Below are 12,252 nucleotides of genomic sequence, written 5' to 3' on the forward strand. Positions count from 1 at the left end.
AGGGCGGCCCAGACCGTGGCGTCCGGGGCGACCGTGAGGCCGTGGGGTTCGGAGGCCGGGGTCGGCAGGTCGTAGGTGTCGATCGTGCCGTCCTGGGCGACGTGGCCGATGCGGTTGCCGCCCCACTCGGTGTACCAGCAGCCGCCGGCCGGGTCGGCGACGATCGCGTGCGGCCGGGCGGACCGGTCCGGCAGCGGGTACTCGGTGATCCGCCCGTCCGGGGTGATCCGACCGAGCTGGCCGGCGCCGATCTCGACGAACCAGAGCGCCCCGTCGACGCCGGCGGTGATGCCGACCGGCGCGGCCCCCTCGGTCGGCAGCGCGTGCAGGGTCACGGCGCCGTCCATGCCGATCCGGCCCACCGCGTTCGCCTGGTTGAGCGTGAACCAGACGGCCTCGTCCGGCCCGGTGGCGACCATCGAGGCGAAGCCGCCGCTCACCGGCAGCGGGAACCGCGTCTGCTCCCCGTCGACGGTGACCCGACCGATCGCGTCGGCGTTCATGGCCGCGTACCAGAGGGCGCCGTCGGGACCGGCGGCGATGCCGCAGGGGCCGGTCCCGGCCGGAAGCGCGACGGCGCTCAGCTCGCCGTCGGTGGTGATCCGGCCGATCCGGTCGTCGCCGGAGCGGGTGAACCAGAGGGCGCCGTCGGGGCCCGGGGTGATGATCAACGGTCGGCTGTCGGGCGACACCGACCAGGTGCGCAGCTCACCGCCCGCACCCATCCGGGCGATGCCGCCGGCATGGGCCAGCGTCAGCCAGAGCGCGCCGTCGGGGCCGACCGTGATGCCGTACGGGCCGCCGCCCGCCCCGGCCAGTGGGACTTCCCTGATCTTCGCGGACGTCGTCACGAGGGTCACCTTCCGTCACCTGCTCCGCCCCGGCGGGGCCCTGCCGACCGCACACCCTCGCCGCTAGCGCGCGTCGATGCAACCCGTTTGTCCGGTCGGGCGGCCCCCGGATTGCCAGCTCGCTGACAGGGTCGCCACGGCATCCCCTCAGCCCTACCGGTCACTGTCGGTGAGGTCATCGCACGACCCATCGACGAGTTGGAGGACGACATGTCCCGCACCACGAGGAAGAAGCACCTGCTGGCCGGGCTGGCCGCGGCCGGCGTACTCGGCGTGGGCCTCGCCGCCCCGACGGTCGCATTCGCTGCGGACGGCGACACCCCGGCGCCGGGCGCCAGCACCAGCGCCGCCGAGGGCGGCGACCGCCAGCAGCAGCGGGCCGACCGGCAGGCGGAGTTCGCCGGGAAGCTGGCCGCGGAGCTGGGCGTCGACACCGACAAGGTGACGGCCGCGCTGGAGAAGCTGCGCGAGGAGCACAAGCCCGCCGACCGGCCCGGGAAGGGCGACCGGCCCGAGAAGGTCGGTAAGGGCGACCCCGCCGACCGGCAGGCCGCGATGAAGGAGCGCCTGGCGCAGGCCGTCGAGGACGGCAAGCTCACCCAGGAGCAGGCCGACGCCGTCACCGCCGCCGCCGAGGCCGGCGTCCTGCCCGGCCCGGGCGGTCGGGGCGGCCACGGCGGACCGGCCGGCAAGTGACGTACGCCGTCCGCCCCGGCGACCCGGCCGGGGCGGGCGGCCGGGTCGCCGGGGCCGGTCTTGCTCAGGCCCCCGGTGGCGGAGCGTAGACGCCGAAGTGGTTGCCGACCGGGTCGGCCAGGTGGGCGAAGGTGAGCCCGTTGTCGTTGGACCTCGGCGGCACCAGCACCTTGCCGCCCGCCGCCTCCGCCCGCCGGGCGGCGTCGGCCACGTCGGCCACCTGGACGTAGAAGATGGCGTAGTTCGGGCTCGCCCCGCCGGTGTCCCGGATCGCGCCCTGGATGGAACCCGCTGGCCCCGCCTCCGTCACCCGGTACGACGCCTCCGGCGTCCCCTGCTCGCCGAACGCCCAGCCGAACAGGTCGGTGTAGAAGCGCCCGGTCTCCTCCGGCCGGTCCGTGCCGACCTCGAACCAGTTGACCCCGCTGGTGATCGTGGACATGTGTCGCCTCCCGTTCGCGCGCCGGCCGTTCGGCCGGCGCCGTCAGGAGTCAGCCTCCGCCCCGTCCGCGACACCGTCCTGTCGGTGTTTGCGACCAGACCACTACTCGGACGGGTCGGTGAGCGGAATCAACCGGTCGACCAGGTCGGGGCGGCGCGATCCGTGGCGGGCGCGGAAACTCGCCGCTTCGGCCACCGATACCGGGTACCGCCGCACGCCCGCCTCGTACGTGCGGACGACCAACTCCGCGGTGTCGGTGTCGAGCCAGTCGAGCGGACTGCCGCCAGCGGCGGCGTACCACTGTGCGCCGGCGATCAGGCGGTCGGCCTGCTCAGCCAGCCTGACGTCGGTCTCCCGGTCGCGGCCGAGGAAGGCAAGAACGCAGCGGGCGGCCGACGCCAGCAGGGAGCCGACGAGCGTCACGTCCTGTTGGAGAAGACACAGCACATCGGCGACGAACGCGGCGGACAACCCGTGATCGGTCGAGATCCGATCCAGCACGAACTCCGCCACCGGCAGCTGCGGTGTCTCGTCCGGCTCCTCCACGATGGCCAGCAGGCGTTGGTAGGCCCGTTCCCGCTCCCGAGCCCCCGCGCCGAGGATCGGGAGAAGCGACACGTCGAGCAGGAGCCGGGCTTCCGACCGGTCGCCGTCCCTGAAGGTCCAGAAGCCGTCGAGCGCGTCGAGCGGATGCCCCAGCGGTCCCAGCGCGTGCAGCGCCGTGTCGAGATTCGGATCGCACTCGAAGTGCGCGGTCCGAGCGAACAGGGCGAAGTCTGTCCCGGTCATCAGGTAGTAACTCGCCGCGTCCTCCACGGGGCTGTCGTCCCTGGAGCCGCTGATGAACCACCTGGGGTCGCCCGCCGGTGGCGGCGACTTGTCCTGACCTTCCTCGATGGAGAGGAGCAGATCCCGTCGCGTTCCCGACCACGCCCGCTCGACCCGCACCGCGCCCAACAGGCCGGCGTACTCGCTGTCGCTGAGCTGGGAACGCCAGAAGAGAGCCAGTCGGTTCCACCCGGACACGACGTCGCCGCTGTCCAAGGGGAGTTCGCTTCCCCGCAGTTGCCCGCTCGCGGCGAGCAGCAGCACGAGCAGGTTCACGCCGTACACGGCGTGGCGCTTCGGAACCGACAATTGCCGAGGCTCATACGACTCGAAGTGGCGCGCCGGTCGCCGGCCGGTCGCCGCCCGGAACAGGCGCAGCAGCATGTCGACCACGGCGTCCCGCCGGCTTCCGCCCCACGACGTCAGGATCTCGGTGAGGAAGGTGACGATCGGGGTGCGTCCGGTCAGTGTCGCGAAGGACAGCAGGGCGTGGAGCGGATCGTCGTCCGTCGGCGTGGCCCCCAGCAGGGCGCTCGCCTCCCGGGCCACCAGGTCGTCCAGCACCAGCGCGGTCGTCCGGGCGATCAGGAACTCACCGAAGGTGGCGTGCAGGAACTCGTAGGTGCTGGCCCGGGTCTGGTCCCGCATCGCCTGTGAGCGGTGCACGAAGAAGAAGCGGCCCAGGACGATCTCGGCAGGTCGCAGCGGGGTACGCAGGTGTCCGTCGGTCGTGACAGCCGCCGGACGGCTGCCCAGGAACGGCAGCGCGGCGAGATCCGACTCGAAGTCGTTCTCGGTGACCCACTGGACGCCCCGGTTGAACATGCCGAACGCCACGATCGACAACCTGCGCAGCTCGTCCTCCGTCGCCCGGTCCAGGTCCCGCTCGGACAGGCCCGGCCGGTGCTTCATGACCTCGCGGCGGGCGAAGCTGCGCAACAGGCGTTCGTAGAGCTCGCCCCGGCGCAGCTCGCCGGCCGATCGCAGGTCGTTGCCCTCGGCGTCGTAGAGCGCCAGCATCAGCAGCAACAGCGGCTGTTCGGCCAGCTCACGGTGGGCCAGCACCGTCGCCGGCTCCAGCGGCTGCACGCCGAGCGCGCGGAACGCCCCGTCGTTGACCCGGTTCCAGGTGGCGGTCCAGGCCCGCACCCGCTCGCCGTCGAACGGTTCCAGCCGTACCGCCACCGTGCCGGGCGGCGGCTGCGCCCGGTCGGCGACGCTGGTGCGGCTGGTCACCAGCATCGCCACCGGACGCCCCTGGTCGGCCTCGCGCCGTTGGAAGGCCGCCACCCGGCGCAGGTAGTCGGTCTGGCTGACTCCGGTGGCCTGGAGCAGTTCGTCGAAGCCGTCGAGCAGCACGACCGGCAGGGCGTCGCCGGCCGACCTGGACAGGCCGGGCCAGTCCACCCTCTCTCCGGTGTCGTTACGGACCGCCTGCTCGATCTGGTCCTGGAGCTCCCCGGCGGCGTGGACGTCGCGCAGCACCACCCGCACCACCATGAAGTCGGCAGGCGGCAGCTGCGCGGCGAGGACCCGGGTCAGCACGGACTTGCCGGAGCCCGGCTGGCCGAGCACCAGCAGCGGGGCCCGGGTGGCGTTCGGCGAAGTGAGGTGCACGACCAGGGACTGCCACAGGTCGTCACGCAACGGCCGCCCATCCCACCACGCCTCGTCGCTCGGTCGCGCGTGGGCGGGCAACTCCTCGATCCGGCACAGCGGCGGCACGTACGCCTCGCCGAGCGTCGGCACCGTCAGCCCGGTCGGCACCTCCCCGGACGAGATGATCGGCCGTCCCAACTCCGCGGTGTACGCCACGGCGAGCGCCGCCCGACGGCCGTCGGGTGGGCCTCCCGCGGAGAGGGCGACCAGGGCCTGCCGCATCTCGTCCAGCCCCACCGAGAGGGCACGCACCTGCGTCCGGGTCGCCTCGTGCTCGTGCAGGCCGATCCAGAACGACACCTCGACGTAGTCCACCGCGAGCTGGGTCAGCAGGTCGCGGTGCCGGTCGGCGGCGGTCATAGGCAGCCGGAGCAGCACCTTCTCCGTCGCCTGTCGCCGCCATTCGTCGACGGCCTCCCACACGGCCAGGCCGCGTAGGAGGTGTTGCAGCCGGCCGACGAGCCCGCCGTAGTAGGCGACCAGGGCATGGCGGAACGCGGGATAGGGCAGTTGCGGACCAGGCAGCGGCGCCGCGGTGGCGAAGAACGCGTCGGTGAGGGCCGCCTCGTGCACCGCTCCTGAGCCGGCCAACGACAACTGCTCGGCCTTGCTGATCCGGGCGCTCGCCACGTCGAAGGGCAGGTCGATCTCGCTCAGCACCTCGAAGAAGGCGGTCACCGCGATGACGGCGTGCGCCGCCTCCAGGCGCTGCGTGCGGTCGTACCGGGACAGCCCTGAGCGCTTCTCGGACATGCCGCGTACCAGCTCGTGGCCGAGCCGGACGAACTCCGCCTTCGCGTCGAAGATCCCCAGCAGCGCCGGCACCGGCACCGAGGCGGCCAGCAGGGCTCCTCCGGTCAGCTTGTCGAACCAGTCGACGACCCTGCTCTTCTCCCCGCCGAGCAGGCGAACGGCGTCGGCGTAGCTGAGCGCGTCGGGCACGTGGTGACCTCCTGCGGGGAACATGCGGAAGAGACAGCATGCCGTGCACGGGAGGGCCGCGCTGCCCCGTGTCAGACCAGGCTGAGCCGGCGGATCCGCTCCTGGGGGATGTCGATGTCGTCGGCGGACAGCTCGCGCTCCGGCACCCGCTCGGCGAGGGTCGTGACCGAGGTGATCCGGTCGACGCGGAAGGCGCGGATGCCGGCCCGCAGCCGGCACCAGCCCAGCAGGTACCAGTGGCGGGGGTTGCCGAGGTAGCCCAGCGGCTCCACGTCGCGCAGCGAGCCGGCACCGGAGCGGTCGGCGTAGCGCAGGCGCAGCACGCGTCGCGCGCGCACCGCGTCGGCGACGGCGGCCGGGACGGGCGTCACCGGGCCGTCGCCGATCAGGTGCACCCGGGCGGCGAGCCGGTGGGCCTCGGCGGCGTCGGCGGCCGGCATCACGGAGATCAGCTTGCGCAGGGCGGTGCCGGCCGCGGCGGCGAACGGCGTGCCGCGCATCCGGTGCAACGCCACCGCCATCGCGACCGCCTCGACGGGGGTGAGGTTGACCGGCGGCAGGGTGCGGGCCCGGTCGAGCGCGTAGCCGCCGGTGCGGCCCGGCTCGGCCCAGATCGGCACGCCCGACTCCTGGAGGGCGCCGATGTCGCGCTCGATGGTGCGGGTGCTCACCTCGAAGCGGGCGGCGAGCCAGCGGGCGCTGCGCGGCCGTGGCGACACGGCGCGCAGCTCCTCGACCAGGGCGTAGAGACGGTCCGTCCGGTTCACCCCCGCAACCTACGACGGGGGTGTGACGGGACAGGTCAGGCGATGCAGGCGCAGACGATCAGCGCGGCGCCGAAGTGCGTGGCGGCGCTGACCCGCGCCGCCGGGTGCGGCTCGTCCGAGCAGATGATCTCGCCGAGCTTGCCGGGGGTGAGCAGGTCCAGCACGAAGAACGCCAGCGCCATGATGACCAGCCCGACCAGGCCGAAGACGAGAGTCGAGGCGAGCCCTCTGGCGAAGTCGCTGTAGCTGGTCAGGATCGCGGTGAACACGATCCCGGCGATGCCGAGCTGGTTGGCGGCGAGCAGCAGCGCGGCGTTGCCGTTGCGCCGTACCCAGATCAGCTCCCGCAGCCTGCCGGGGGTGAGCATGTCGACCAGCCCGAACCCGGCCGCCATCAGGGCCACCCCGACGACCCCGAACACGACGCTCTGCCAGGCTCCGCTGAGCAGATCTTCCAGCACCGACTGCCTCCCGAACTCTGCGCCCGGCGGGGATGCCGGCGCGGTGACCGAGACGATAGCGGCACCGCGCCAGCAGCGGGAGCCCCGCTCCGGCTCCGGGAGGCGGGCCTACAGCGACAGGTATCGCTGCCGCTCGTAGGGGGTGACCTCGCGGCGGTACTGCTCCCACTCGGCCCGCTTGTTGCGCAGGAAGAAGTCGAAGACGTGCTCGCCGAGCACCTCGGCGACCAGTTCGGAGCCGGCCATCACGTCGATCGCCTCGGACAGGTTCTCCGGCAGCGGCTCGTAGCCCATCGCCCGCCGCTCGGCGCTGGTCAACGACCACACGTCGTCCTCGGCGCCCGGCGGCAGCTCGTAGCCCTCCTCGATGCCCTTCATCCCGGCGCCGAGCAGCACCGCGAAGGCCAGGTAGGGGTTGGCCGCCGAGTCCGGCGAGCGGACCTCCACCCGGGCGGAGTTCGGCTTGCCGTAGGCGGGGACCCGAACCAGCGCGGACCGGTTCAGGTGACCCCAGCAGACGTACGCGGGGCTCTCGGTCACCCGGTCCGGCAATGCCTGCGGGAACAGCCGCTTGTAGGAGTTGACCCACTGGTTGGTGACGGCCGTGTACTCCCGGGCGTGCACCAGCAGCCCGGCGATGAACGCCCGGGCCACCTTGGACAGCTTCATCGGGTCGCCGGCGTCGTGGAACGCGTTGCGCTCCCCCTCGAACAGCGACAGGTGGGTGTGCATGCCGCTGCCCGGCTGGTCGGTGAACGGCTTCGGCATGAAGGTGGCCTGCACGCCGGTGGAGAGCGCCACCTCCTTGACCACGTGCCGGAAGGTCATGATGTTGTCGGCCGTGGTGAGCGCGTCGGCGTAGCGCAGGTCGATCTCCTGCTGGCCGGGGGCCACCTCGTGGTGGCTGAACTCCACGGAGATGCCGATCCGCTCCAGCGCCAGCACGCCCTGCCGGCGGAAGTCGCGGGCCACGGCGTGGGTGGTGTGCTCGAAGTAGCCGCCGGTGTCGACCGGGATGGGCACCGAGCCGTCCAGCGGGCCGTTCTCCAGCAGGAAGAACTCGATCTCGGGGTGGGTGTAGAAGGTGAACCCCTTCTCGGCGGCCTTGGACAGCGCCCGGCGCAGCACGTGCCGCGGGTCGGCCCAGGACGGACCGCCGTCGGGCAGCAGGATGTCGCAGAACATCCGGGCGCTCTCGCCGCTGGCCCCACCCTCGAACGGGAAGACCTGGAAGGTCGTCGGGTCGGGCATGGCCACCATGTCGGACTCGAAGACCCGGGCGAAGCCCTCGATCGCCGAGCCGTCGAACCCGATGCCCTCCTCGAAGGCCGCCTCCAGCTCGGCGGGGGCCACCGACACGCTCTTGAGCGTGCCCAGCACGTCGGTGAACCACAGCCGGACGAACCGGATGTCCCGCTCTTCCAGCGTACGGAGGACGAACTCCTGCTGACGGTCCACTTCCACCCCTCGCGACACCGTTGCGCACCTGCGACCGGGGTCGACCCGGCCTGACCGACCAGTCTCCACCGGCCTCGTTACGCCGACGTTACGCGACCGGCCGGCGGGCGTCCTGCCCTGTCCCGCGGCTCCCGTGGTCTCGCCCCGCCCCGCGTGTCGGGTCCGCACGACTGGGGCAAGATGAGGACATGCCCACCCTGCGTCTCGCCCTGTGCCAGGTCAACCCGACCGTCGGCGACCTCGCCGGCAACTCCGGCCTGGTCCGTGACTGGACCCGCCGGGCCGCCGACACCGGCGCCCAGATCGTCGCGTTCCCGGAGATGATGCTGACCGGCTATCCGGTCGAGGACCTGGTCTTCCGCCGGTCCTTCGTCGCCGCGTCGAAGGCCGCGCTGGAACGCCTCGCCGCCGATCTCGACGCCGACGGGCTGGGCGCCCTACCGGTGCTGGTCGGCTACCTGGACGCCGACGGCCCGCCGCAGGTGAGCGGCGACGCCGAGCCCGGTCGCGGCGCCCGCAACGCGGCGGCCCTGCTGCACCACGGTCGGATCGTGGCCACCTACTTCAAGCACCACCTGCCCAACTACGGCGTCTTCGACGAGGACCGCTACTTCGTCTCCGGCGACGCGCTGAGCGTCGTCCGCGTCGGCGGGGTGGACGTGGCGCTGACCATCTGCGAGGACCTGTGGCAGGCCGGCGGCCCGTTCGCCGTCGCCCGCCAGGCCGGGGTCGGCCTCGTCCTCTGCGTCAACGGCTCGCCGTACGAGCTGAACAAGGACGACGTCCGGCTGCCGCTGGTCCGCCGCCGGGCCGCCGAGGCCGGGGCGATGATCGCGTACGTCAACATGGTCGGCGGGCAGGACGAGCTGGTCTTCGAGGGCGACTCGATGATCGTGGGCGCCGACGGCACGCTGCTCGCCCGGGCCCCGCAGTTCGTCGAGCACCTGCTGGTGCACGACGTGGAGCTGCCCGCCGCCGGCGAGCCGGCCGCCCCGGAGCAGGAGCTGGCGGACGGGATGCGCGTGGTGCGGACGGAGGCCGGGGACATCCCGCCGGCGCCCACCGGCCCCGCCGCCACGGGCGGGATCATCGCACCGGTGGCTGACGAGGCCGAGGTGTGGCAGGCGCTCGTGCTGGGCCTGCGCGACTACGTCAACAAGAACCGGTTCCCCTCGGTGGTGCTGGGTCTCTCCGGCGGCATCGACTCGGCGGTGGTGGCCGCGCTGGCCGTCGACGCGCTCGGGCCCGACCGGGTGGTCGGCGTCTCGCTGCCCAGCCAGCACTCCTCCGAGCACAGCCGGGATGACGCGGCCGAGCTGGCGAAGCGGACCAGGCTGGACTACCGGGTCGAGCCGATCCAGCCGATGGTGGACACCTTCCTGGCGAACATGTCGCTCTCCGGGGTCTCCGTGGAGAACCTCCAGGCGCGCGTACGCGGGGTGATCCTGATGGCGCTGTCGAACCAGGAGGGGCACCTGGTGCTGACCACCGGCAACAAGAGCGAGCTGGCGGTCGGCTACTCCACCCTCTACGGCGACTCGGTCGGCGGCTTCAACCCGGTCAAGGACGTCTGGAAGACGCTGGTCTGGCGGCTGGCGAAGTGGCGTAACGCCGACGCCGCCCGCCGGGGCGAGACCCCGCCCATCCCGGAGAACTCCATCGGCAAGCCGCCGAGCGCCGAGCTGAGCCCGGGCCAACTCGACAGCGACACGCTGCCCGACTACGACGTGCTGGACCCGATCCTGATCGGCTACGTCGACGGTGACCTGGGCCGCGACGGGCTGGTCGCGTCCGGCCACGACCCGGCCGTCGTCGACCGGGTGCTGCGGATGGTGGATACCGCCGAGTACAAGCGCCGCCAGTCCGCGCCGGGCGCGAAGATCTCGATGAAGGCCTTCGGGCGGGACCGGCGGCTGCCGATCACGAACCGGTGGCGCGAGGACGGCTGAGCCATGTCGCTCCCGGGCCGGCGGCGGCCCGGGAGTGACATCCTCCACTGCGCTCTGCCGCCGGCCGGTCGTCGGGTGCGACGATCGCGGCGGAACCCGGGGACCGCGCACGCGGCCTCGAGGAAGGAGAGAGCCATGGTGGAGTCCACCCCGTCCGAGGTGACCGCCCTCTACGGCGGCCCGGCCACCCGGCGGGTACGCACCCGCGACCTGATCGCCGCCAAGGAGCGCGGCGAACGGTGGCCGATGCTCACCTCGTACGACCAGTACACCGCCTCGATCTTCGACCAGGCCGGCATCCCGGTGCTGCTGGTCGGCGACTCGGCGGCCAACAACGTCTTCGGCTACGAGACCACGGTCCCCGTGACCACCGAGGAGCTGCTCCCGCTGGTCCGTGCGGTCGTCCGGGCGACCCGGCACGCGCTGGTCGTCGGCGACCTGCCGTTTGGCTCCTACGAGGAGGGCCCCACGCAGGCCCTGCGCACCGCCGTGCGGTTCATGAAGGAGGGCGGCTGCCACGCCGTGAAGCTGGAGGGCGGCCGGCGCTGCGCGGCGCAGATCGCCGCCATCACCGGCGCCGGTATCCCGGTGATGGCGCACATCGGCTTCACCCCGCAGAGCGAGCACGCCATCGGCGGCTACCGGGTGCAGGGGCGCGGCGACACGGCCGACGACGTGATCGCCGACGCCCGGGCGGTGGCCGAGGCGGGCGCGTTCGCCGTGGTGCTGGAGATGGTGCCGGGGCAGGTGGCCAAGCGGATCACGGCGGAGCTGCCGATCCCGACCGTGGGCATCGGCGCCGGCGCGGACACCGACGCCCAGGTGCTGGTCTGGCAGGACATGGCCGGCCTGCGTACCGGCAGAGCGCCGCGCTTCGTTAAGCGCTACGCCGACCTGGCGGGCGCCCTGACCGACGCGACGCGGCGCTTCGCCGACGAGGTCCGCGGCGGCGACTTCCCCGCCGAGGAACACACCTTCTGATCCGTCCTACGGGCGGTGCGCCCCTGCGGGCCGCACCGCCCGCCGGGCCGGCCCACCACACCTCGCTCATGCAGCCCGGCCCACCAGCCCCGCTCGCGATCCCCGCTCAGTGGCTTCGCTCGCAGGCCCCGCCCAGTGAACCCGCACGCAAGCCCCGCACAGCGGCCTCGAGCAGAGATCTTGGTAGGAAACGGCCCCCCGAGGGGCCGTTCCGTACCAAGATCTCGGGGCGGGGCGGGGCTAGACCGGGTCGAGCACGCCAAGCAGGGTGCAGCACGCCCAGCAGGATCGAGCCGGGCAGGGCCAGACCAGACCGGGCCAGGCCGAGCAGGGCAGGGCAGGGCCGAGCAGGGCAGGGCCGAGCCGAGCGGGGCGGGTGTTGTCAGAGGTCGGTGACGCGGATGCCGGCGTGCGCCTTGTAGCGCTTGTTGATGGCGATCAGGTTGGCGGTGAACGCCTCGATCTGGTGGGCGTTGCGCAGCCGGCCGGCGTAGATGCCGCGCATGCCGGGGATCCGGGCGGCCAGCGCGGCGACGACGCCGACCAGCTCGCGGTCCTCGGTGCAGATCAGCACGTCGAGGTCGATCCGCTCGATCTCCGGGTCGGCGAGCAGCGGGGCGCTGACGTGGTTGAACGCGGCGCAGACCCGGGAGTCGGGCAGCAGTGCGGCGGCCTGCTGCACGGCGCTGCCCTCGGCGACCGTGAGCGCGTACGGGCCCTGCTTGTCGAAGCCGAGCGGGTTCACGCAGTCGACGACGATCTTGCCGGCGAGCGGCTCGGCGAGCGCGGCGACGGTGGCGGCGTGCCCGTCCCACGGCACCGCGATGATGACCACGTCGCTGCGCCGGGCCACCTCCTCGTTGCCGCCGCCGGCCACCGGCGCCCCGGCGGGCACCCCGGGCAGGGCCGCGATCTCCTCGGCGGACTGGACGGCCCGCTCGGCGGTACGGGACCCGATCAGCACGGGCTGGCCGGCCCGGACGAACCGGTAGGCGAGACCCCTCCCCTGGTCGCCCGTGCCGCCGATGATGCCGACGGTCAGCCCGGACACGTCGGGCAGCGTGCTCGCGTCGTAAGCCATGCCGCCATCCTCGCAAACCCGCAGGCCGGCGGCACCGGCGGGCGCTGTGACAATCCCCGCTGCCGCCGACGGTGCCGAGGCATCCGCCGGCGGGACCGGACCGGCCCGGCGGTCACCGCGCAGGGCGACCGAGCCAG

Annotated in this window: 10 protein-coding genes; 3 read left to right on the top strand and 7 right to left on the bottom strand. The window is 73.0% G+C overall.

Translation table 11 applies throughout. The features are described from left to right. Positions 1 to 851, bottom strand: an 851-nt coding sequence (locus F6X68_RS10145) for a virginiamycin B lyase (RefSeq protein ID WP_151454022.1), incomplete at its 3' end; no start/stop codon positions are given. 210 nt (positions 852 to 1,061) lie between these two features. On the opposite strand from F6X68_RS10145, the gene F6X68_RS10150 reads away from it, so the two are divergent. Further along, positions 1,062 to 1,547, top strand: coding sequence for a hypothetical protein (locus F6X68_RS10150; RefSeq protein ID WP_151454023.1), 486 nt, complete (start codon positions 1,062 to 1,064; stop codon positions 1,545 to 1,547). 64 nt (positions 1,548 to 1,611) lie between these two features. On the opposite strand, the gene F6X68_RS10155 is transcribed toward F6X68_RS10150, so the two are convergent. From F6X68_RS10155 to glnA, 5 genes are all read right to left on the bottom strand, one after another. Next, positions 1,612 to 1,989, bottom strand: a complete 378-nt coding sequence (locus tag F6X68_RS10155; RefSeq protein WP_151454024.1) for a VOC family protein — start codon at positions 1,987 to 1,989, stop codon at positions 1,612 to 1,614. A 102-nt stretch (positions 1,990 to 2,091) separates the two neighbouring features. Beyond that, positions 2,092 to 5,418 (bottom strand): NACHT domain-containing NTPase, encoded by a 3,327-nt coding sequence (locus F6X68_RS10160; protein WP_151454025.1) that lies wholly within the window; start codon positions 5,416 to 5,418, stop codon positions 2,092 to 2,094. Between the two features lie 71 nt (positions 5,419 to 5,489). Beyond that, entirely contained in the window at positions 5,490 to 6,185 is a 696-nt protein-coding gene (locus tag F6X68_RS10165) for a YafY family protein (RefSeq protein ID WP_151454026.1), read from the bottom strand. A 35-nt stretch (positions 6,186 to 6,220) separates the two neighbouring features. Beyond that, positions 6,221 to 6,646, bottom strand: a complete 426-nt coding sequence (locus F6X68_RS10170) for a DUF350 domain-containing protein (protein ID WP_151454027.1) — start codon at positions 6,644 to 6,646, stop codon at positions 6,221 to 6,223. A 108-nt stretch (positions 6,647 to 6,754) separates the two neighbouring features. Further along, positions 6,755 to 8,104, bottom strand: coding sequence for a type I glutamate--ammonia ligase (glnA, locus tag F6X68_RS10175; protein WP_151454028.1), 1,350 nt, complete (start codon positions 8,102 to 8,104; stop codon positions 6,755 to 6,757). Between the two features lie 188 nt (positions 8,105 to 8,292). Here glnA and F6X68_RS10180 point away from each other — a divergent pair, with 188 nt between their 5' ends. Next, entirely contained in the window at positions 8,293 to 10,053 is a 1,761-nt protein-coding gene (locus F6X68_RS10180; protein ID WP_151454029.1) for an NAD+ synthase, read from the top strand. A 135-nt stretch (positions 10,054 to 10,188) separates the two neighbouring features. Then, positions 10,189 to 11,034, top strand: coding sequence for a 3-methyl-2-oxobutanoate hydroxymethyltransferase (gene panB / locus F6X68_RS10185; protein WP_151454030.1), 846 nt, complete (start codon positions 10,189 to 10,191; stop codon positions 11,032 to 11,034). A gap of 382 nt (positions 11,035 to 11,416) precedes the next feature. Here panB and npdG read toward each other — a convergent pair whose 3' ends face one another. Next, entirely contained in the window at positions 11,417 to 12,115 is a 699-nt protein-coding gene (gene npdG / locus F6X68_RS10190; RefSeq protein ID WP_151454031.1) for an NADPH-dependent F420 reductase, read from the bottom strand. Positions 12,116 to 12,252 lie beyond the last annotated feature (137 nt).

The organism is Micromonospora sp. AMSO12t (assembly GCF_008806585.1).
Classification (GTDB): domain Bacteria; phylum Actinomycetota; class Actinomycetes; order Mycobacteriales; family Micromonosporaceae; genus Micromonospora; species Micromonospora reichwaldensis.